General features: G+C 72.5%; 17 protein-coding genes. 6 read left to right on the top strand and 11 right to left on the bottom strand.

From position 1 onward, the window contains the following. Positions 1-18: 18 nt before the first annotated feature. Complete coding sequence (locus ACWD3E_RS09335; protein ID WP_451386925.1) at positions 19-225, bottom strand: hypothetical protein; 207 nt, start codon at positions 223-225, stop codon at positions 19-21. A 197-nt stretch (positions 226-422) separates the two neighbouring features. On the opposite strand from ACWD3E_RS09335, the gene ACWD3E_RS09330 reads away from it, so the two are divergent. Together ACWD3E_RS09330 and ACWD3E_RS09325 are read left to right on the top strand one after the other, a co-directional pair. Further along, positions 423-2,267: a glycoside hydrolase family 15 protein gene (locus ACWD3E_RS09330; protein WP_451386924.1), complete on the top strand. Its 1,845-nt coding sequence runs from the start codon at positions 423-425 to the stop codon at positions 2,265-2,267. Positions 2,268-2,352: 85 nt separating this feature from the next. Next, complete coding sequence (locus ACWD3E_RS09325; RefSeq protein WP_451386923.1) at positions 2,353-2,586, top strand: hypothetical protein; 234 nt, start codon at positions 2,353-2,355, stop codon at positions 2,584-2,586. A 28-nt stretch (positions 2,587-2,614) separates the two neighbouring features. Here the strand turns inward: ACWD3E_RS09325 and ACWD3E_RS09320 are convergent, their stop codons facing one another. Next, positions 2,615-5,353, bottom strand: a complete 2,739-nt coding sequence (locus ACWD3E_RS09320; protein WP_451386922.1) for a SpoIIE family protein phosphatase — start codon at positions 5,351-5,353, stop codon at positions 2,615-2,617. A gap of 83 nt (positions 5,354-5,436) precedes the next feature. Then, complete coding sequence (locus ACWD3E_RS09315) at positions 5,437-7,950, bottom strand: SpoIIE family protein phosphatase (protein WP_451386921.1); 2,514 nt, start codon at positions 7,948-7,950, stop codon at positions 5,437-5,439. 250 nt (positions 7,951-8,200) lie between these two features. Here ACWD3E_RS09315 and ACWD3E_RS09310 point away from each other — a divergent pair, with 250 nt between their 5' ends. Further along, the gene (locus ACWD3E_RS09310; RefSeq protein ID WP_451386920.1) at positions 8,201-9,205 is read left to right on the top strand and encodes an AraC family transcriptional regulator; all 1,005 of its coding nucleotides are present in this window, start codon (positions 8,201-8,203) and stop codon (positions 9,203-9,205) included. A 9-nt stretch (positions 9,206-9,214) separates the two neighbouring features. On the opposite strand, the gene ACWD3E_RS09305 is transcribed toward ACWD3E_RS09310, so the two are convergent. The 6 genes from ACWD3E_RS09305 to ACWD3E_RS09280 all read right to left on the bottom strand — a co-directional run bounded on the left by ACWD3E_RS09305 (position 9,215) and on the right by ACWD3E_RS09280 (position 16,317). Next, the gene (locus tag ACWD3E_RS09305; protein ID WP_451386919.1) at positions 9,215-9,502 is read right to left on the bottom strand and encodes a DUF1232 domain-containing protein; all 288 of its coding nucleotides are present in this window, start codon (positions 9,500-9,502) and stop codon (positions 9,215-9,217) included. Between the two features lie 35 nt (positions 9,503-9,537). Then, positions 9,538-10,710, bottom strand: coding sequence for a hypothetical protein (locus ACWD3E_RS09300; protein ID WP_451386918.1), 1,173 nt, complete (start codon positions 10,708-10,710; stop codon positions 9,538-9,540). Positions 10,711-11,038: 328 nt separating this feature from the next. Further along, positions 11,039-12,403 (bottom strand): FAD-dependent oxidoreductase, encoded by a 1,365-nt coding sequence (locus ACWD3E_RS09295; RefSeq protein WP_451386917.1) that lies wholly within the window; start codon positions 12,401-12,403, stop codon positions 11,039-11,041. 159 nt (positions 12,404-12,562) lie between these two features. Continuing rightward, a complete protein-coding gene (locus ACWD3E_RS09290; protein ID WP_451386916.1) occupies positions 12,563-13,543 on the bottom strand; it encodes a C40 family peptidase in 981 nt (326 codons plus the stop codon). A gap of 58 nt (positions 13,544-13,601) precedes the next feature. Further along, positions 13,602-13,850, bottom strand: coding sequence for an ABC transporter permease (locus ACWD3E_RS09285; RefSeq protein ID WP_451386915.1), 249 nt, complete (start codon positions 13,848-13,850; stop codon positions 13,602-13,604). Positions 13,851-13,866: 16 nt separating this feature from the next. Next, positions 13,867-16,317 carry a WD40/YVTN/BNR-like repeat-containing protein gene (locus ACWD3E_RS09280; RefSeq protein WP_451386914.1) on the bottom strand — a complete coding sequence of 817 codons (2,451 nt, stop codon included), beginning with the start codon at positions 16,315-16,317 and terminating at the stop codon, positions 13,867-13,869. Between the two features lie 366 nt (positions 16,318-16,683). Here ACWD3E_RS09280 and ACWD3E_RS09275 point away from each other — a divergent pair, with 366 nt between their 5' ends. Further along, positions 16,684-17,688: a hypothetical protein gene (locus ACWD3E_RS09275; protein ID WP_451386913.1), complete on the top strand. Its 1,005-nt coding sequence runs from the start codon at positions 16,684-16,686 to the stop codon at positions 17,686-17,688. Positions 17,689-17,723: 35 nt separating this feature from the next. Here ACWD3E_RS09275 and ACWD3E_RS09270 read toward each other — a convergent pair whose 3' ends face one another. Together ACWD3E_RS09270 and ACWD3E_RS09265 are read right to left on the bottom strand one after the other, a co-directional pair. Continuing rightward, positions 17,724-18,422: a lipoprotein gene (locus ACWD3E_RS09270; RefSeq protein WP_451386912.1), complete on the bottom strand. Its 699-nt coding sequence runs from the start codon at positions 18,420-18,422 to the stop codon at positions 17,724-17,726. 61 nt (positions 18,423-18,483) lie between these two features. Then, complete coding sequence (locus tag ACWD3E_RS09265; RefSeq protein ID WP_451387123.1) at positions 18,484-19,104, bottom strand: class I SAM-dependent methyltransferase; 621 nt, start codon at positions 19,102-19,104, stop codon at positions 18,484-18,486. A 228-nt stretch (positions 19,105-19,332) separates the two neighbouring features. On the opposite strand from ACWD3E_RS09265, the gene ACWD3E_RS09260 reads away from it, so the two are divergent. Together ACWD3E_RS09260 and ACWD3E_RS09255 are read left to right on the top strand one after the other, a co-directional pair. Further along, the gene (locus ACWD3E_RS09260; RefSeq protein ID WP_451354188.1) at positions 19,333-19,791 is read left to right on the top strand and encodes a flavodoxin family protein; all 459 of its coding nucleotides are present in this window, start codon (positions 19,333-19,335) and stop codon (positions 19,789-19,791) included. A 141-nt stretch (positions 19,792-19,932) separates the two neighbouring features. Beyond that, the gene (locus ACWD3E_RS09255) at positions 19,933-20,589 is read left to right on the top strand and encodes a lysophospholipid acyltransferase family protein (protein ID WP_451386911.1); all 657 of its coding nucleotides are present in this window, start codon (positions 19,933-19,935) and stop codon (positions 20,587-20,589) included. Positions 20,590-20,594: the final 5 nt, after the last annotated feature.

Here is a 20,594-nt window from a genome sequence, read left to right as displayed (position 1 = left end):
TCGCGTTCCCCGGACGCCCTAGGGGGCCAGCTTCTCGACCGCCGCCTGGCCCTCCGTCTCCAGCTTGCGTCGCGCCCAGTCGAGGTTCTTCGGTGTGACGTCCCTGCCCGCCGCCATCACCAGGTCCTCCGCGGTGACATTCGCCGGCGGAGCCGAGTGGAGCAGGGCGTCCGGGGTGATGGAGTCCTCGGTCGAACGGGACCCTTCAGGTGTGGATGTCGACATGTTGCCTCCTCGTCGGTCCGGATGAGTTCATCCGTGCCGGTGCCGCCGAACGGGGCACCCTCTTACCATTCCCCGGCTCGGCGCACCCTGCATCCCGAAGGGCCCGCGCACCGGGTCGCGGAGCGCCTGCCCTGTACCGCCGGAAAGCACTCGCTCCTAAGCTGGAGAACATCCAGCACCCCGCACCGGGAGGCCCGATGGACCAGACGCCGTTCGCGCAGGACGCACTCCGCAGCTCCCGCTACCTGCCGATCGCCGAGCACGGGCTCATCGGTGACCTGCGCAGTGTGGCGCTGGTCGGCAGCAACGGCACCATCGACTGGTACTGCTCCCCGTCCTTCGACGCCCCCAGTGTCTTCGCGGCCATCCTCGACGCCGAGCGCGGCGGCTCCTTCGAGCTGGCCGCAGCCGTACCGGCACGCACCAAGCAGTTCTACTTCCCCGACACCAATGTGCTGATCACCCGGTTCTTCACCGAGGAAGGTGTCGGCGAGGTCCAGGACTTCATGCCCGTGACCGGGGACGACCACCATGCCGGCGATACCGCCCGGCACCGGCTCATCCGGCGCGTGGTGTGCGTACGCGGCACCGTGCCGTTCCGGGTGCTCGTCGCGCCGCGCTTCAACTACGGCGCCGACCCGCACACCCTGCGCATGGTGGACGGCATGGTGTTCTTCGAGTCGCCGCAGCGCTCGCTCGCGCTCACCTCGACCGTCGCCATGGAGTGCGACGACCGTGACGCACGCGCCGACTTCAAGCTCTCCGAGGGCGAGAGCGCGGTGTTCGCCCTCGACCAGGCCGGTACCGCGGTGGCCCCCCGCAGCTGCGCCCACGCCGAGGCCGAGCAGCAGTTCAACGCCACCGTCGCCTACTGGCGGCGCTGGCTGCAGCAGTCCCGCTACCGGGGCCGCTGGCGCGAGATGGTGCACCGCTCCGCGCTCACCCTGAAGCTGCTCACCTACGCTCCCACCGGCGCCATCGTCGCGGCGCCCACCACCAGCCTGCCCGAGCAGGTCGGCGGCGAACGCAACTGGGACTACCGCTACGTCTGGGTGCGCGACGCCGCGTTCGCCGTCTACGCCCTGCTGCGGCTCGGCTTCAGCGGCGAGGCCGAGGCCTTCATGAAGTTCGTGACCACGAACATCAGCCCCGGCTGCTGCGGCGGCTCCGGTCCGCTGCAGATCATGTACGGCATCGACGGCCGCTCCGACCTGCCCGAACGCGAGCTGCCCCACCTCGAAGGACACCTGTGCTCCGCCCCCGTCCGGGTCGGCAACGCCGCCACCGACCAGCTCCAGCTGGACATCTACGGCGCCCTGATCGACTCCATCTACCTCTACGACAAGTGGGCGCAGCCCATCTCCAGCGGCCAGTGGGACGACCTGTGCCACCTGGTCGACTGGGTGTGCGTGAACTGGGACCAGCCCGACGAGGGCGTGTGGGAGACCCGCGGGGGCCGCAAGAACTTCCTGTACTCCCGGCTGATGTGCTGGGTGGCCGTCGAGCGCGCCATCCGCCTCGCCAACCGGCGCGGCCTGCCCGCCGACCTGCCCCGCTGGCGCCAGGCCCGCGACGCCATCTACCGACGGATCATGGACCGCGGCTGGTCCGAGCGCCGGCAGGCCTTCGTGCAGTCCGAGGGCGGGGACGTGCTGGACGCCGCCGTGCTGATGATGCCGCTCGCCAAGTTCATCGCCCCCACCGACCCCAAGTGGCTGTCCACCCTGGACGCCCTCACCGAGGACCTGGTCTCCGACTCCCTCGTCTACCGCTACGACCCGCAGGCCAGCCCCGACGGACTGCGCGGCGACGAGGGCACCTTCTCCATCTGCTCCTTCTGGTACGTCGAGGCCCTCGTGCGGGCCGGCCGGGTCGACGACGCCCGGCTCGCCTTCGAGAAGATGCTCACCTACGCCAACCATCTCGGCCTGTACGCGGAGGAGATCGGCCGTACCGGCGAGCAACAGGGCAACTTCCCCCAGGCGTTCACCCACCTGTCCCTGATCAGTGCCGCGTTCAACCTGGACAAGGCGCTCGGCTGACCCGGCCGTGTACCCGCCGGCCGCACGGGTACCCGGGGTGTGCGAAGGGCCCATCCGCTCAGGGTCCGCACAAGGAGGAGACCCGATGGCCAGCACCGACGAGACCGGCGGCATCACCGGTACCCGCGACAAGAACTACGACCTGATCTGGTACGTCGAGGCGTGTCTGGACAACGCCCTGCGCCTGGAGACGTACATCAAGGACGCCGACCGCGACCACGACAACCAACTCGGCGACCTGTTCCGCAAGGCCCAGGCCGACAGCCGCAAGGGCGCCGAGATGGGCAAGGAACTGCTGCGCTCCCGGCTGGAGGACTGACCGCCCGGGCCGCCCGGGCCGCTCGCGCTCAGGGCAGCAGCTGCTCCGCCCAGATGATCTTTCCGTCGGCGGTGTAGCGGGTACCCCAGCGCTCGGCGAGCTGGGCGACCAGGAACAGGCCCCGGCCGCCCTCGTCGGTCGTTGCCGCGTACCGCAGATGCGGCGAGGTCGTGCTGCGGTCGGAGACCTCGCAGATCAGCGTGCGGTCGCGCAGCAGCCGTACGCCGATGGGCGCGCGCCCGTAGCGGATGGCGTTGGTGACCAGCTCGCTCAGGATCAGCTCCGTGGTGAACTCCAGCTCGTCCAGGCCCCACTCGGCCAGCTGCCTGGTCACCGAGGCCCGGACCTGTGAGACGGCTGCCGGATCCGACTGCACCTCCCACTGGGCGACCCGGTCCGGGCCGAGGACGTGGGTGCGCGCGACGATCAGCACCACGTCGTCGCTGGGCCGCGCCGCGAGCCCGTCGAGGACGGTGCGGCAGGTGTCCTCCGGGGAGGCGTCGGCCGTGCGGAGCAGCGCGTCGCGCAGCAGGTCGAGGCCGACGTCGATGTCCCGGTCGCGGCCCTCCACCAGCCCGTCCGTGTACAGCACCAGCCGACTGCCCTCCGGCAGCTCCAGGTCGGCCGTCTCGAACGGCAGCCCGCCCAGGCCCAGCGGTGGACCGGCCGGCACCTCCGGGAACTCCACGGTGCCGTCCGGGAGCACCAGCGCGGGCGGCGGATGCCCGGCCCGGGCGACGGTGCAGCGCCGCGCCACCGGGTCGTAGATCGCGTACAGACAGGTCGCGCCGGTCACCGCCGCCGCGCCGTCCGAGGCGGTCTCGTCCTGGTCGATCCGGCCGACCAGCTCGTCCAGCAGGCTGAGGAGTTCGTCCGGGGCCAGGTCGAGCGCGGAGAAGTTGTGCACGGCCGTGCGCAGCCGGCCCATGGTCGCCGCGGCGTGCAGCCCGTGCCCCACCACATCACCGACGACCAGCGCCACCCGGGCTCCGGACAGCGGCAGCACGTCGAACCAGTCGCCGCCCACTCCCGCCTGCGCCGGCAGATAGCGGTAGGCGAGTTCCAGGGCGCCCTGCTCGGGCAGCGTGCGCGGCAGCAGGCTGCGCTGGAGCGTGACCGCCATGGTGTGCTCGCGTGTGTACCGGCGCGCGTTGTCGATGGACACCGCGGCCCGTGCCACCAGCTCCTCGGCGAGGGCCAGCTCCTCCGCGTCGAACGGTTGAGGCTTCTCCGAACGCCAGAAGTTCGCCACGCCCAGCACCAGGCTGCCCGCCCGCAGGGGCACGGTGATCAGCGAGTGGATGCCGTACGTGATGACCTGCTGGGTGCGTTCCGGATCCTGCGCCTTCCAGCCGGTCGCCTCGCGCAGCCGGGGCTCCACGACCGACTGCCCGGTCGTCAGGCTGCGCGCCTGCGGCGAACTGGCGACGAACCGGATGCGCTCGCCCACCGGGTACAGCGGCGAGTCGTCGCGGATCCCGGCGCAGGCCGCGCGGTGCAGCGTGGTCCCGGGCCGCGGCTCCTCGCCGTTCAGCACCGTCTCGAACAGGTCCACCGTGGCGTAGTCCGCGAACCGGGGCGCCGCCAGCTCGGCCAGTTCCTCGGCGGTGCGGGTCACGTCCAGGCTGGTGCCGATGCCGACCCCGGCGTCGTACAGCATGTTCAGCCGCTCGCGCGCCACCTCCGCGCGGCCGGAGAGCGCGCGCAGCTCGGTGGAGTCGCGCAGCGTGGTGACGCTGCCGGCCGGGCCGCCGGCCACGTCCGTGGGCCGCTGGTTGATCGCCAGCAGCCGGTCCTTGACCAGGTGCACCTCGTCCGTCGCGACCCGCCCCGAGGCCAGCAGGGCGGCCGTCTCGTCGTCCAGGCCCAGCTCCAGCACACTGCGCCGCTCGGCGCCCTCGGGCAGGTCCAGCAGGCGCTGCGCCTCGTCGTTGGCGAGCAGCAGCCGGCCGTCGCCGCCGACGATCAGCACGCCCTCGCGCACCGCGTGCAGCACCGCGTCGTGGTGCTCGTACATCCGGGTCATCTCGTACGGGCCGAGCCCGCGCGTCTGCCGCAGCAGGCGTCTGCTCACCAGGGCCGTGCCCGCCGTGGCCAGCGCGAGAGCCGCCGCAGCCGCCGTGAGCAGCAGCGGAATCTGCTGGTTGGCGGCCCTGCCCACGTGCTCGGTGGTGACCCCGGCCGACACCAGGCCCACCACCTTGCCGCCGGCGTCCTTCACCGGCACCACGGCCTGGACGAGCGGCCCTATCGTGCCGGTGATGCGCTCGGTGACCGTCCCTCCCGCCAGCGCCGGGGCGAGGTTCCCGACGAACTTCTTGCCGATGCGGTCCGGGTTGGGGTGCGTGTAGCGGATGCCGTCGGTGTTCATCACGACGATGAAGTCCACACCGGTCGCCTTGCGGGCGGCCTCGGCGCGCGGCTGCAGCACGGCCGTCGGGTTCGGGGTGCGCAGCGCCGCCACCGTGCCCGGCGCGTTCGCGAACGTCTCGGCGACGGCCAGCGAGCGGTTGCGGGCCTCCAGGTTGCTGTCGTGCTGTACCTGGAGCACCTGCGCCACCACGGCCGCCAGGACCAGCAGCAGCACGATCACCACTTGCAGGAGGAAGACCTGCCCGGCGACGCTGCGCCCGGTCACCGCAGCCCGCAGCGCCCCCGGCGGACCGCCGTCGGCACCGCCGCCCTGCGGACGGCCGCCTCGCGACGGGCGCGGCTGCCCGAAGGGACGGGGAGGCCGCGACACGGGCCGGCCGGGCAGTCGGACCATGAGCCCATGTCTACACTGCCCGGCTCCCTCAGGCCAGAGCACGGGGGGAGGTGACAGCCGCTGCCAGGGGCGGTGTACACCGGTCACCTGCGCGGCACGGACGCCGGGCGCCGGGCGGCCAGCAGCAGCGCCACGTCGTCGGGGCGGTCGGTGGCCTGCCGGGCGGTCGCGGTCAGCCGGTCGGCCACCCCGCCCAGGGACCGCCCGCCCCGCCGCCCCGCCGCCGCACCGGCCTTGGCCAGCGCCAGCCGCAGTGCCGTGATGCCGTCGTCGATGTCCGCGCCGGGCCGCTCCACCAGGCCGTCCGTGTACAGGGCGAGGATCGCGCCGGGCTCCAGCAGCAGCTCCGTCACCGGGTACCGGGCCTGCGGATCCACCCCGAGGACGACACCGCCCGGGATGTGCAGCACCCGGGTACGCCCGTCGGGGGAACGCAGCAGCGGCGGCGGATGCCCGGCCCGCGCGATCCGGGCCAGGCCGGTTGCCGGATCCAGCCGCAGATAGCAGCAGCTGGCGAACTGGCCGGGGTCCAGGTCGATGAGCAGGTGGTTGGTGCCGCTGAGCACCTCGTCGGGCGGCCGGTCGCCGAGCGCGAACGCGCGCACCGCGCTGCGCAGCTGGCCCATGGTGGCCGCCGCCTGCACGCCGTGCCCCTGCACATCGCCGATGACCAGCGCGAGCCCGTCCCCGGACGCCACCACGTCGTACCAGTCGCCGCCCACGTCCATGCCCTGCGTGCCCGGCAGATAGCGGCCCGCGGTCTCCACCCGCGGATCCGCCGACAGCCGCCGGGGCAGCAGGGCCTGCTGCAGGCCCCGGGCCAGTGCCGCCTCGCTCTCGTACCTCTGCGCCCGCTCCAGCGCGTGCGCGATCAGTCCGGCGAGCGCCGTGAGGACCGTACGCTCCTCGGTGCTGAAGCTGCGCGACCGGTCGAAGCCGAGGATGCACGAGCCGACCGGCCGCCCGGAGGCGATCAGCGGCAGGAACGCGCGGGAGCCCTCCACGGCGTCCAGCGGGATGCCCGGATAGTCGGCGGCCAGCTGCTCCATGGACTCGAAGAACAGTGGCCGGCCGGTCGTGAGGGTCTCCACGCCGGGCAGGTGCGCGTCCAGGCCGACGCCGTCGAAGGGAGCGAGGAAGCCCTGCGGGAAGCCGCTCTCCCAGGCCAGGAACAGATGCCGGTCCTGGAGCAGGTAGATGGCCAGGCGCCGACCGCCGAACACGGGCAGCAGCTCCTGCACGACGACCGCCGACACCTGCCGGGCCGTCACCGCGTCCGTCAGCGCGATGGCCAGCGCGATCGGCCGGTACAGCGGCGCCAACGAGCGCCCGGCCGCCACCGCCTCCCGCGGGGCCTGCGCCGGCGCGACCGGTTCCGGCGGCGCGTCCACCCGGCTGGCCGGGACCATCGTGCAGGTGAGCAGCTCCGCACCCGAGTGCACCGACACGGCGAGCCAGTCGCCCTCGCCGTCCTGTGCGCGTGGCCCGGCCGGCCGCCGGACGTGGAAGTGCACCGGCTCCGGTGACAGCAGCGCCTCGCGCAGATGGTCGTCGAACGGCGGCCCGGACAGCCACGGCAGCGCCTCCCACAGCGGACGCCCGACCAGCCCCTCCGGCTGCTCGTCCGCCAGCCGGGCCGCGGCCGGGTTGACGTAGACGAGCAGCCCCGTCCGGTCCAGGCAGAACACGCCCTGCGGCAGCAGGTCCGCCGCGCCGTCCCCGGCCGCGGCCGGGGACGCGTCGAGCACGATCCCGCCGACCGGCGCCGCGCCGCCCGGGTACGCCTCCAGCCACAGGTCCAGCAGCAGCGGGGCGCCGTCCGGTGAGCGCACGCTCAGCGGCGCGCCCGGTGGCTTCCCGGCGGCGGTGTCGCGCAGCGCCGCCAGGATCCGGTGGGTGTCGGCCGGTGCCATCGCCTCCATGAGTGCCGCCGCCGTCCCCGTGCCCGCGAACTCGCCCGGCCGCAGCCCGAGGAGGGTGTGCAGCCGTTCGTCCGCGCGCACCACGGAAGTCTCCGGATCCCAGGTGAATCTCCCCATCCGGGCGTGCGGCGGCCGGCTCGAAGGCGGCCGTACGCACAGCGGCTCCCCGTCCCACAGGACCGCGCTCTCGTCCCCGTCGGCCAGGCCCAGCAGCTCGGCGCCCAGCCCCTCGGCGAGGCGGGCGACCGGCTCCCGGTCCACCAGCTCGTCCACGGCGTTCGCCGCCGACGCACGCAGCACCGTGAGCACCCCGAGCGGCTCGGCACCGCCCGGCACGGGCACGTGCACCGACCCGAACTGGAAGGGCAGGCCCGCCGCGAACTGCGGGTACCGGTGCACCGTCTCCGCGGCGTTCGGCAGTACCACCGGCACCCCGAGCCGGTAGGCGTCGGCGATGGGGAAGGGGCGGCCGATGTGCATCCGCCACCAGGGCCGGAACAGCGGGCCGGGCAGCCCCACGAGCACCGCGAGGCGCAGCATGCCGGGCGTGCGCGAGCGCAGGTACACGCCCGCCACCCGGCCCCCGGACACGCCGAGCGCGCCGGTCGAGGCGTCCACGAGCAGCGCGGCGAGCCGGGCCCGCGTCCGGACCGCGCGCTCCCCGCTGCCAGCCATCGACCCACCTCGTCCCGTGCGCCGCCGAGTGGATGACACAGCAAGAATGCGCCCCCCGGACTGCGGAAGCACCTGGGCGGAGCAGACAGAATGCGGGGGAGGGGTGCGGCGCGCCGGGGAGCGTCCCGGAAATCCGGTCCACCGGGCCGGTTGGCCGGGCCTCGGCCACGGGTAGCACGTTGACGACTACGCCCTGTGCGGCCCGGCGGCCGGGCCGTGACCCGAGGAGATCCGAGAGGAGCCGCCTCCCGTGGCCGAGCACGCCGAGGGCCCCGAGCGCACGGGACCGGCACCCGCCAGCCTCTCCCTGCGGACCACCGACCTGGACGAGGCACGCGCCGCGATCGGCGCGATGTACTACGACACCTTCATCGACCTGCTCGAACCGGGCCGGCACCTCGACGCGGTCTTCGACATGGCCCGCCTCGGCCCGTTCACCGTGGGCGAGCTGCGCTGCGGCGCGGACGTGCGCATGCGCTTCGACGAACTCGGTTCCTACCACGTGGACCTGCCGCTCACCGGCCGGCTGGCGTGGCGGCAGGGCCCCCGGGACACCAGGGTGGCCACGGCCGCCCGGGCCGGGGTCTTCCAGCCCGAGGGACGCACCACCCTCGAACACTGGGAAGGCGCCTGCCGGGTGCTCGCCGTCAAGGTCGAGCCGCAGGCGCTCGTACGGCACCTGGAAGCCCTCACCGGGGAGGCGCTGCACGCCCCGCTGCGTCTCGCGCCCACCATGGACCTCACCGTCGGCCCCGGCCGCAGCTGGGCCCGGCTGGTGCGGGTCGTCGCTGACGAGATCGGCGGCGAGCGGGGGCTGCTGGACCAGCCGCTGCTCGCGGCCGGTATGCAGGACGCGCTGCTCACCGGGCTGCTGCTGGCCACCGGTCACCCCTGGCGGGAGGCTCTGGACCAGCCCGCCCCGCACGGCTACGCCCGCCCCGTCAAGCGTGTGGTCGACGCCATCCGTGCCCGCCCCGAACACCCGTACACCACCCCGGAGCTCGCCGAGGTCGGCGGCGTGAGCGTCCGCTGGCTGCAGGAGGTGTTCCGCCGTCAGCTCGGCACCACCCCCATGGCATATCTGCGGGACGTGCGTATGGAGCGGGTCCGCGACGAACTCGTCGGCGCCGAGCTCGAGGTGACGACGGTGAGCGACGTCGCCTACCGCTGGGGCTTCGGACATCTGGGCCGCTTCGCGGAGCAGTACCGCTCCCGCTTCGGCGAACTGCCTTCACAGACCCTGCGCTCGCGCTGACCGCCTTACTCAACCGGTGGTCTCCGGCGGAAGCGGACGGGGTGTGCGCAGGCTGCGCAGGGCGAGGAGCAGGACGCCGATGTCGTCCAGGTAGACCGGGTCTGGCAGCAGGTCGGTGGGCAGCAGCAGGTACGCGATCGCGCCCCAGAACACCCAGCGCGGGCCGGTCGGCAGTCCGGCCCGGCGCAGGGTGCGGCGGGCGCGGACCAGCCGGACGAGGAGGGCGACGGCGACGGCCAGCAGCAGCGCCGCGAGGACGGCGGCGATCAGCAGCAGGGTCGTGGTCGTGGCATCCATACGGTCTCCTTGTGGCCTCCTGACCAGGGGAACGTCTACTCCGGCCGCACGGTTGCGCCGCTGTCGCCGGGGTCGTCGACCTCACCCGGGCGCGGCCCCTTGCCGGTGAACTTCAGCCGTTCGAACGTCCGCGTCAACTGCTGCAGCGCGGACGGCGTCCGGGAGCCGGGCCGCTGCTGCGGCAGGGCGGCGGGTGCCGACGCCGGTGTGTCGCGGTAGGCGGACAGCGCGGCGTGGGCCTGTTCGGCGGCCTCCCGGTACAGGTCCCGGGACTTCGTCATCGCCTCCAGCGCCTCGGCGTACATGGCGACGAGCTGCTTCGCGCGCTCCAGCTCCTCCTGGACGGTCATCAGGGTCCAGTTGTCGCGCAGGTCCGCCAGCGCCTCCTGTGCGTCCTGCGGCAGGGGGCGGGGCAGGGCGGCGAAGTGCCGTAGCGCCGCGAGGAGTTCGGCGGGTTCGGTGCCGTCCAGGAAGACGCTGCGCACGCTGTGCTCCTGGCCGTCGTAACCCTTTGGCGCCGGGTCCGGGGGCAGCAGTACGGCGCCGCCGCGCGGCACCTCGACCCCGAGGTCCTTCAGCGCCCAGTTGACGGCACGCAGTTGCTGCGGGGCGGCCCGGTGCTCCACCACGCGGTGCCTGAGGCCCGGCGGCAGCAGCCGGGCCAGCGGCAGCCGGCCGCGCTCGTCCGGGGTCATCGCCTCGTGCACGACGACGTTGAGGCACCAGGACGCGCGGGCCGCTTCGCGCAGCCGGCGCCGCATCTCCTTGTCGTCCGCGGGCAGCGCGTTGACCTGCCGGAACCGTACGCCGCTGAGCGTGGGGTGATGGTCCCAGGAGCCGTCGTCACCGTCCGCGGGTCCGGCCTCGGGCCAGAACAGGGTGGCGGGCGAGGGCCACGCCTCGTCCCACGGGCGCTCGGCCTCGGCGACGAGCGTCCACTCGTCTGCGCCGGGACGGCCGGGCCGCGGTACGAGGGTGAGCCGGGCCCGCACGGTCACCGTGCCGCCGGCCCGCCAGCGTGCCTCGAAGATCCGCCGTGCGGCGTCCTCGGGCGCGGGCGGCTCCGCGAAGTCGTCGATGTCCCCGCTCTCCTTGTGCCGGGACAAGGTGCGGCGGACGACGTCCGCTGCGTCGGCACCGGTGTGGCGGCCCCGGGCCGCCCAGAGGGTCTGCGGAATGGTGGCGCGGTCGGTGGCGGAGTTCGACATGAGTCAATCTGCTGATGGGGGCGAGTGTGCTTCCCAGTATCACCGCCCGGGCCCGTGACACGTCGGCGGGGGCCCGCGGCGGCGTGTGGTGTCGCCGCGCGCGGGTCTGTGGGGGTGTGCGCCGCGCGCACGGAGAGCGCGCCGCTCACCCGGGGCGCGCGCGGTGCGCGTCAGGCGACTGCCGTTCACTCATGCCCGGCCGCCCGCCGGGCCCCCACAATGGTCCGTCGTGCAGGGCCCGCCCGCCCATCCGCCAGGGGCGGGCCCTGTTCTCCACGAGTTGTGGTGCGTTCTCCGCGAGTTGTGGTGCGGTCGTGGTGCCGAGGACCTACGCCCCGCTCTCCCGCAGCATGTCCTCGCGCTCGACGAGCTTCACGCGCTCGCGTCCCTGCGGCTCGCCCAGCGCGCGCTCGGCGGCGTCCAGCTTGTACCAGCCCTCCCAGGTGGTGTAGCGGATGCCGCGCTCGGCGAGGAAGGAGTCCACGGCCTCCGGCGCGGGCGAGTCCGGCGTGTGCAGGCGGCCGCCCGCGTAGTCGTCCAGCAGGTTGGCCACCGTCTCGTTGGCGTCGCCCTTGGTGTGGCCGATCAGGCCGACAGGTCCGCGCCGGATCCAGCCGGTGACGTACGTCGACTGCAGGTGGGCGCCGCTCTCCTCGATGACCCGGCCGCCCGCGTCCGGGACGGTGCCCGACTCGAGGTCCCAGGGCAGCTTGGGGAGCTTCTCGGAGAGGTAGCCGACCGCGCGGTAGACCGCGGTGACGTCCCAGTCCTTGAACTCGCCGGTGCCCTTGACGTTGCCGGTGCCGTCGAGGGCGGTGCGCTCGGTGCGCAGGCCGGCGACCTTGCCGTCCTCGCCCAGGATCTCCGTGGGCGACTCGAAGAAGTGCAGGAACAGCTTGTGCGGCCGGTTGCCGATGTCGCGGATCGCCCAGTTCTCCAGGGTCTTGGCGACCATGTCGGCCTGCTTGTTGCCGCGCCGGGTCTCGATCGAGCCCTCGTCGTAGTCGATGTCCTCGGGGTCGACGATGACCTCGATGTTGGGGGAGTGGTCCAGCTCGCGCAGCTCCATCGGGCTGAACTTCGCCTGCGCGGGGCCGCGGCGGCCGAAGACGTGGATCTCCAGGGCCTTGTTGGCCTTCAGGCCGTCGTAGACGTTGGCCGGGATCTCGGTCGGCAGCAGTTCGTCCGCCGTCTTGGCCAGGATCCGGGCCACGTCGAGCGCCACGTTGCCGACGCCGAGCACGGCGACCTTCTCGGCCTCCAGCGGCCAGGTGCGCGGCACGTCCGGGTGGCCGTCGTACCAGGAGACGAAGTCGGCGGCGCCGTAGGAACCGTCCAGGTCGATGCCCGGGATGGGCAGCTCGCGGTCGGCCGTCGCGCCGGTGGAGAAGATCACCGCGTCGTAGAAGGCGCGCAGGTCGTCCAGGCTGATGTCGGTGGGGTAGTCCACATTGCCGAACAGGCGGATCTGCGGCTTGTCGAGCACCTGGTGCAGGGCGGTGATGATGCCCTTGATGCGCGGGTGGTCGGGTGCGACGCCGTAACGGATCAGGCCGAACGGGGCGGGCATCCGCTCGAAGAGGTCGATGGACACGCCGGGTTCGGCGGCCACCCCGGACTTGAGCAGGGCGTCGGCGGCGTAGATCCCGGCGGGGCCGGCTCCGACGATGGCTACCCGTAGGGGGCGCGGCATGATCAGGTTCCCTTCGAGTGATCGGGCGACTCGACTGGGAAGCCTAAGCTAAGGCAGACCTAAGTTAGTACCTGGGTCAGGTCTATGACCTCATAAGGCGATCTTATGACTTCCCCAGGGGTGTCTTATGCCCACCCTCCGGGTCCGCCTTGACGGGCGTCATGCCGGCCTGACGATCCGGTGGATAGCGCCCTCCCCGGCGCCGTAGATCGACTCCTCGCGGATGTACGACCCCGGTCCCGGTGCGTGGATCATCATGCCGTCGCCGATGTGCAGGCCCACGTGGCGGTCGTCGTCGAAGAAGAGAACGAGGTCCCCCGGCTCGATGAGGGCGAGGGGGACCGGGGTCCCGGCGAGCGCCTGCTGGTACGCGGCGCGGGGGAGCGTGACTCCGGCGGCCCTCCACGCTCCCTGGGTGAGGCTGGAGCAGTCGTAGGAGTCGGGCCCGGTTGCGCCCCACACGCACGGCTTGCCGAGCTGGGCCCGCGCGAAGGCGAGCGCCTTGGCGGCACGTCGCGCGTAGGCCGACTCGGGGGCTGCGGCGACGGGAAGGACAGCGGCAGCCGCGGCGGGGGTGGGGTCGGGGTCGGGCAGGGGGGCCGCGGTGTGGCGGGACAGCAGGTCGCGCGCGGCGGCGATCTTGCGCTGGTTGTCCGCCTTCGAGGCTGCGGGGGCGGGGCTGTGCGGTGCGGCGACGGGGAGCGCCCTCGTCGTGGCCGACGGCGCGCCCGATGCTGCGGGGAGCGCGGGCCGGGCGGAGCCGGGCAGTTCGGGCACGGCGGGCCGGCCTGTCAGCTCGGCCACCGTGCGCGTATCCGCCCGGCGTGCTGTCAACTCCGGTCGTGTGAGCCGGAGTTCTTGTCTCTCCCCCTCGCCCCCGCTGGGCATCCGGTCAGCAGGCAGCACTGCCGGAACGGTCGGGCCGAGCTTGGCGCGAGCCGTGTCGAACCACTGCCGAGTCACCTCGTCGAGTGCCGGATCCGGTTGCCGGTCCGACCGCTTGGCCGGCGGTACGCCTCGCGCGCGGGTCCCCGCCGCCGTCGCCGCCCGGGTGGCGTTGTAGTTCCCCGTCGCGGTCTCGGCCTGGTCGTAGAGGGATTCGATCCGCTGTCGCACCTCGTTGCCGCTGTCCGTCGCCATGAGATGTCAACGTAGCCAACGTGTGTGGCTCGTGTGAAGGTTGAAGTGTGCAATGTCCCTATCTGGGTTTGGGAGACAGGGTGTGAGCCCGGCGGTATTCGCCGCGGGCGAGCAGGGAGAACACGATCGTCGCGCACAGCGCGAGGGCGACCACGGCCCACTCGACGGCCCCGCTGTGTGCGTCGGGGTCGACGCCGAAGACCCGCTCGATCCAGTCGGGCCAGACCAGGGTGACGAGGAAGAGGAGCCCGCTCACGCAGGCGGCGATCGCCTCCAGACGGCCTCGTGTGCGCATGTTCGGTGTCATCGCCGTCTCCTTCCCCTCACCGTTGCACACCCGAGAGATCGATCCGGAACATGCCGCGGCCGTGCGTGGCGCACAGCAGCGTCTCGTCCATCCAGAACAGCTGGTCGACCGAGCAGTTGGTCGGCCCCTCGTTCGTCGGCGACCAGTTCTGCCCGGCATCCTCACTGGCGAACAGCCCGAGCTCCGTGCCGCAGTAGACGAAGTCCGGCCGTCGTGGATGGAACGCAAACGTCCTGAGCGGGACGTCGGGCAGCTGGGCGGAGAGGTCCTGCCAGCTGCCGCCGCCGTCGTGCGTCACCCACAGGTTGTCCGGCGCGAAGCCGCCGAAGGTGACGTACGCGGTGTCCGTGTCCGTCGGGTGCGGCGCGACGCACGTGCAGAACCGCTGCGGGTTCAGCCGCTGCTGCCCGGTCGCCCCGACCCGGTCCCAGGCGGGCGTCGGCGCGGTGCCGTTCGCCGTGCGGAAGAGTTTGCCGTCGTCGTGTCCCACCCAGATGACGTCCGAGTCGGTGGGTGCCACCGCGATCGCGCTGATCGGCCGGCCCGCGCTCGGCTTGATCTGCCGCCAACTCGGCCCGGACGTAGGCGTGTTGGTCTCCTTCACGTTGTCCGTCCGCCAGAGCGACAGGCCGCCGGCGAGCATCCGGTCCGGGACGCTCGGGTCGAGCATGAACGGCGCGATGAACAGGGCCTGTTGGTTCATGGCGTCGGGGATCCGGAACGGCAGGGGTTTCCAGTCCCAGTCCTGCTTCCGGTCGTTGAAGAACTGGCCGGTGATGTATCGGTCGCCGTTCGTGTCGTCGCTGCTGCCGCCGTCGGTGTTGCGGTGGATGCCCAGGAAGACGTACTCCCCGTAGAAGACCTTGGGATCGCCCGGGTCTGCCGCGCACCAGCCGCCGTCGCCACCGAAGATCTGCCGCCAGTCCTCGGTGCCGCGGGCCGGGTCGAAGCAGATGGTGCCGTTGTCCTGGGCACCGCCGATGATGCGTCCGGTGCCGGTGTGCCCGGCTCCGCTGTAGAACTGGGTGACCCCGTAGTTGTTGTCCAGCTCCGTCCAGCCCTTCACGAACGGCGGTTGCGGCTCCACCCCCACCTTGGTCAGGTCGGCCGCCATGAAGACGCCGCCGTCGTTGCCGAAGTACACCGTCCGGTTGTGCTTGCCGTAGCCCGGGTGGGAGACGATCGCGTGGTGGTCGGCGTGCACGGACCGCGGATCGAACCAGGTGCTGATCTCGGCCAGGTGCTCGCCGCCGTCGGTGCTGCGCCAGAGGTTGATGCCCCCGACGACGACCAGGTTCTCGTCGTCCGGATCTCCGGCCCACACCGCGTTGCCGTACCAGCCCTGGTCGCCCAGGTAGTCCGCGATACGGCCGTCCGCGTCCAGGGTTCCGGTGACCTTGTACGTCAGCCCGCCGTCCGTGGACCGCCAGATGCGGCCGCTGGTCATCTGGACCGAGGCGTAGACGACGGCGGGATCCTTGGCCGCGTAGGCGAGTTCGACCCGGCCCGACCAGGGGCCCGCGCCATGGCCGGCCTTCTGCCAGGTGCGCCCGCCGTCCTGGCTCGCCCAGGCCGCGCCCGCGTCCAGGGCCCCCGCCACCGCCCGGTCTCCGTCGCGCGGGTCGAACAGCACGATGCCGAGCGGGTCGTCCAGGACCTTGGTCCAGGTCGACCGGGCCGGGTCGGCACTGCGGAACAGCCCGGTCTCCGTCGCCGCGAGGACCACCTCCCCGGTGGGCGAGACCGCGATCCGGGTGACGGCCTGGAAGTCGTCCGTCTGCGTGGCCGTGATCGGCTTCCAGGAAGCACCGTCGGTGGTGCGGAAGACGCCGTTGCCGCGCAGGGCGTCCGAGTTGCTGAAACCCTCGCCGGTGCCGGCGTAGATCGTGTCCGGGTCCGAGGGGTCCATGGCCAGGCAGGAGCAGGCCAGGTTGCCCAGGAAGTCGTCGACCGGCGCCCACTGCTTGCCGGCGTCCTCGCTGTGCCACACCCCGCCGCCGGCACTCGCGGCCCACAACTTCCCGGGCTCTCCGGGGTGGATGACGATGCCGCGGGTGCGGCCACCGATGTTGCCCGGCCCGAGCCACTCCCAGTGGGTGAGCGCCATGCCCGCGGTGGGTGCCGGACCGCGGGTACGTGCGCCGGGGGCCTGACCGGTCGGTACGCCCGCGGTGAGCGGACCGGGCGCACCGGCCCTGCTCTCCAGCACGGCACGCAGCCGGTCGAGGGCCCTGCCGCGGGCGTGCAGCGGCACGCCGCCGTCGTCACCGCGTTCCTGCGCAAGCCGGTACGCACGCCGGGCGTTGGGCAGATCCGGGTAGTTGAGGCGGCGCAAGGCCCGGCGTACGGCACCTTCGGAGAGCGCTTCGAGTGTCTGGCTCGTCACGCCCCGGCTTCTGCGCAGCTGCTGTACCTGCGCGACGGTGATGTTCTTGTTCTGTGCCAGCTGTTCGTCCGAGATGGCCATGGCACCTTCTGGAAGCGGTGAGGCCACGCACGCGGGGGCCGCCTCGGAGGGCGAGGCGCGCGGGGTATTGCGAAAGGGGAGCGACCACGTCGCTCAGGACGCCCGGACGACGGACGTATTGACGGGGCTCCGTTCGGACACGAGCCCGGAGTTCACCTCCATGGTCCCGCCGTCGCCGGGAGGTCGCAACGGGAGCGGAGTTCTGACCTGCGGAGGGTCGGTGGGGCAGGAGTTGTCCGGTGAGCGGGCCGGGTGTCGACTGGAAGAAGGAGGAGGTGCCTACCAGGGAGGTCACTCATGGTAGACGTCAGGAAAGTCGAGGTCCCACGCCGCGGATCTTCCTGGTACCAGCGGATCAACGCACACGTGGCGCATCTCCAGGGGCAGTTGAACAAGTTCGTGGCCCAGCGCAAGGCCAACGGAGGGATCTCGGGCGCGGACACGGAGATCGCACTGCAGATACAGACGCATCTGACGGAAGCTCAAGATGTACTGCAAAAGCGTAACTTGTGGAGACGGATGACGGGGGCGTCCGCCGACCGGGCGCTGGCGAACGCACACGAGGCCGAGGTGGCCCTCCTCCGCATCGCGCCGAACGAGGAACTCTTCAACAAGGGGGTCTACGTCCTGTCGCACGCCCGGCTGCACCTCAATAAGGAGGACACGTGCCTGCAGCGGCTGGAAGCCGCGATGCGGGACCCCCGACTGATCGGCGCCGACCCCGCCTACCTGAACAACTTCAGGGAACTCGCCGCGATCACCCTGCACGCCGCCTATCAGGCGGAGGAGGCGCAACGGGCCAGAGTGCGCAGCTTCATCCACATCGTGCTCGTGGCCTCCTTGGCCCTCTGCTTTCTGGCTGTCGGCCTCGGGTTGTGGGCGAGCCTCGCCCCGGACGTGGCCGCGCGCTTTTGTTCTCCGCAGACCAAGGCTCGCGGCCAGATCTGCCCGCTCGGCCGCGACGCACACGGCGTACCGAAGGCCAGTGGTGTCTACTTCCTTGAGTTTCTCGGTGTGTGCGGAGCGGCGGTGGGCGGTGCCGTTTCACTCAGGAACGTGCGGGGGACCTCGGGTCCGTATCACGTGGCGTCGGGACTGGTAGTCCTGCGGCTGCCCATCGGCGCGCTCATCGCCGCCATCGGAATACTGCTGGTGAGCGCCCAGTTCATCCCTGGCCTGACGAGCCTGGACACCCCCACCCAGATAGGCGGCTGGGCCTTCGCGTTCGGCCTACTGCAGGAATCCGTCACTCGCGCCGTGGACCGGCAGGGACGCACCCTGCTGGACGCCGTCAAAGGCCCCGGAAGTCCGACGGCGGATCCGGCTTCCCCCGCCGCCAGGCACGATCCCCCAGCCCCCCAGCCGACCTAGCCGTCGGTCCGCACAGCGGCGGACCACCCGCCGGCCTACGCCGTACGCAGCGTCCGCTTGGCCAGTTCGTACGCGGGCCGCATCGCCTCGTGCTCCTCGGTGTCGAGACCCCCGAGATGTACGACGACCGGGCCCTCGGGCGTGCTGACCGCGAAGGCGGTCTCCTTCTTCGTCTCGTTCAGGAGCTTGCTCGTGTAGAGGTACTCCACCTCCACGCCCGCGACGCCGCCGCCCGTCTTGATGGCGTGGTACTTCTCCTTGCTGACTCCGCCCTCGGCGGCCACGAACCGCCGCAGCACACTGCCCGCGTCGGAGTCGCCCGGCTTGCCGGTCCACACCCGGATGAAGCCGATGTTGCCGGCGGGCTTGGCGTCGATCTCGCAGGCGGCCGTGACCGGGCCCTGACGCAGGATGGTGTCCAGTGCGTCGGCCAGATCGCCGTCGGAGCCGCCCGACTTCTTCGAAGTCTTCTTCGCGGCGTCGATCGACTCGGCCTTCCAGTGCCGGGCGATGTCGAAGCTGACCGGCAGTTCGCAGGCCGACCCGGCCGCGCCGACGGTGCCACCGCTCGCCGCCGCGTCCTTCGCCGCCGCGCCGTCCGCGCTCGGCGAGGCGTTCGTGGCCGCCTTTAGGCCGCTGTCGTCTCCCTGTCCGCAGCCTGCCAGCACGGCGGCCAGCGCCACCGCCAGCACCGCTCGCCCGCCCATGGACCCCACCCTGACCTGCACCTTCATCTCCCCATTCTGTTCAGGGCGGTCACTGTAACCGAGGGCACCGACAGTGTCGTACGGAATATCAGTCCGCCTCGCGGCGGCAGCGCAGGAAGAGGTGCGGCTCGGGTACGGCGTCGGGGTGGGCCGGGGTGAACAGGGCATGGTCCTCGCCCAGTACCGTCAGGCCCGCCATGGCCACCAGCGCGGTGAAGTCCTCGGCGGCGAAGCTCGTCACGCGCACCGGCTGCCCCATGAAGACCGCCTCGACGTCCTCGATGTCCAGCGGGACGGTGGCCAGCGTCACCAGCCCGCCGGGCCGTACCGCGCGCGCCAGCCTCGCGAGGACCGCGGCCTGCTCGGCACGGGACATCTGGAGCAGCGCGAAGTAGCAGCAGGCCGCGTCGAACGAACCGTCTTCGAGCGGGAGTTCACGGATGTCGGCGCGCTGGAAGACAGCCTCCGGGACCTGGCGGGAGGCCAGGTCGACCATCACCGGGGAGACGTCGACTCCGAGCACCTCGTGGCCCGCCTCGGTCAGGGTCTGCGCGGTAGGCCGGCCCGTCCCGCTGCCCACGTCCAGCACCCGGCTGCCCGGTTCCAGCCCGTCCAGCAGCCACCGCAGTGACGCCCCGTGCGGTTCGGACGCGGCGAACGCCTTCTCGTAGGCGAGCCCCAGCGCGTCGAACACCACGGCGGCGGGCAACCGGCCGTCGTTCGCGGAGTTCTCGTCGTTCGCGGAGTTCGCGGAGTTCGCGGAGTTCGCGGAGTTCGCGGAGTTCTCGGAGTGCTCGGACTTCTCGGCGTGCTCGGGCAAGACAGTTCCTCCCGTCGTCCTGTGCCGGGCATCGTCGCACCCCCGGCCGCCGCCCACAACGCCCCCGGATTCCGTGCCGTTTGCGAGGGGCGGCGCGCTCAGGGCAGGGTGCGGGATGTGTCCACACTGCTGATCGTCCACCACACCCCTTCCCCCAACTGCCAGACCCTGTTCGAGGCCGTCGTCTCCGGCGCGACGACACCGGAGATCGAGGGCGTCCGTGTCGTGCGGCGGGCGGCCCTGTCCGCGACCGTGTCCGACGTCCTCGAAGCCGACGGCTATCTGCTCGGCACACCGGCGAACCTCGGCTACATGTCCGGCGCCCTGAAGCATTTCTTCGACCAGGTGTACTACCCCTGCCTGGACGAGACCCGGGGCCGCCCCTTCGGCTACTACGTGCACGGCGGCAACGACGTGACGGGTGCCGTCCGTGCCATCGAGGCCGTCACCACCGGGCTGGGCTGGCGTCGTACGGCGGAGCCGGTGACCGTCACGGGCACCCCGGACAAGGCCGATGTGCAGGCCTGCTGGGAGCTGGGGGCCACGGTCGCGGCCGGGCTGATGGACGGCTCCTGACGCTCCTGAGCGCGGGGGCGGCGGCGCGCGGCCACCGGAGTGATCTTCGTGGCCCTGCCTGCCCCCGCTCACCGGCGTGGACCGGGCCGCCGGTGATGATCGGCGGGGGACCGGTCCGGTCCCGGAGAGGAGCACCCCGCGATGCTGTCCGCATGGGCCGGGGCCCTGGTGCCCGTCTTCAGCCACATGACCGTCAGCGGCACCGCCCACCTGGATCAGGCGCCCGGCCCCGGCCGTATTTTCGCCGCCAACCACACCTCGTTCTTCGACCCGGTGCTGCTCGTCGGCACCCTGCAGTGGCTCGGCCACCGGCCCGCCGTGCTCGCCACCGCGGGACTGTGGCGGGTGCCCCTGCTGTCCTGGGCCCTCACCCGTGAGGGCCAGGTGCCGGTGCACCGGGGCAGCCGCCGTGCCCCCGACGCCCTGCGGCAGGCCGCCGAGGCGCTGTCCGTCGGGCGCAGCGTCCTCATCTGTCCGGAGGGCGGCCTGCCCGGCTCCCGCACGTCCCACGCCCGCCCGGCCGGCCGCCTCGCATCGGGCGTCGTCCGGCTCGCGGTCTCCACCGGAGCCCCGGTGTTCCCGATCGGACACGCAGGGGCCCGCCGCGTCTCCTCCGGAGGCCGTGCCCGGGGGCTGGCCGGCTGGGCCACCGCCCCCCTGCGCCGCCCCCGCGTCCATGTGCACATCGGCCCCGCCCTCCGGCTCGACACCTGCGAACGGCCCCTGGCCGACCTGGAAGCCGCGCTCGCCGACGCGTGGTCGAGCGCGGTCCTGGCCCTCGAAGGTACGCCGGGCTGACGACC

The sequence above is a fragment of the Streptomyces sp. NPDC002676 genome, assembly GCF_053592455.1.
This window is presented reverse-complemented; position numbering and strand designations above follow the sequence as displayed.

Bases quoted from the DNA above. Each gene is read 5' to 3' on its own strand.
- ACWD3E_RS09335 (WP_451386925.1), bottom strand. From the start codon at position 225: ATGTCGACATCCACACCTGAAGGGTCCCGTTCGACCGAGGACTCCATC.
- ACWD3E_RS09330 (WP_451386924.1), top strand. From the start codon at position 423: ATGGACCAGACGCCGTTCGCGCAGGACGCACTCCGCAGCTCCCGCTAC.
- ACWD3E_RS09325 (WP_451386923.1), top strand. From the start codon at position 2,353: ATGGCCAGCACCGACGAGACCGGCGGCATCACCGGTACCCGCGACAAG.
- ACWD3E_RS09320 (WP_451386922.1), bottom strand. From the start codon at position 5,353: ATGGTCCGACTGCCCGGCCGGCCCGTGTCGCGGCCTCCCCGTCCCTTC.
- ACWD3E_RS09315 (WP_451386921.1), bottom strand. From the start codon at position 7,950: ATGGCTGGCAGCGGGGAGCGCGCGGTCCGGACGCGGGCCCGGCTCGCC.
- ACWD3E_RS09305 (WP_451386919.1), bottom strand. From the start codon at position 9,502: ATGGATGCCACGACCACGACCCTGCTGCTGATCGCCGCCGTCCTCGCG.
- ACWD3E_RS09300 (WP_451386918.1), bottom strand. From the start codon at position 10,710: ATGTCGAACTCCGCCACCGACCGCGCCACCATTCCGCAGACCCTCTGG.
- ACWD3E_RS09295 (WP_451386917.1), bottom strand. From the start codon at position 12,403: ATGCCGCGCCCCCTACGGGTAGCCATCGTCGGAGCCGGCCCCGCCGGG.
- ACWD3E_RS09290 (WP_451386916.1), bottom strand. From the start codon at position 13,543: ATGGCGACGGACAGCGGCAACGAGGTGCGACAGCGGATCGAATCCCTC.
- ACWD3E_RS09285 (WP_451386915.1), bottom strand. From the start codon at position 13,850: ATGACACCGAACATGCGCACACGAGGCCGTCTGGAGGCGATCGCCGCC.
- ACWD3E_RS09280 (WP_451386914.1), bottom strand. From the start codon at position 16,317: ATGGCCATCTCGGACGAACAGCTGGCACAGAACAAGAACATCACCGTC.
- ACWD3E_RS09270 (WP_451386912.1), bottom strand. From the start codon at position 18,422: ATGAAGGTGCAGGTCAGGGTGGGGTCCATGGGCGGGCGAGCGGTGCTG.
- ACWD3E_RS09255 (WP_451386911.1), top strand. From the start codon at position 19,933: ATGCTGTCCGCATGGGCCGGGGCCCTGGTGCCCGTCTTCAGCCACATG.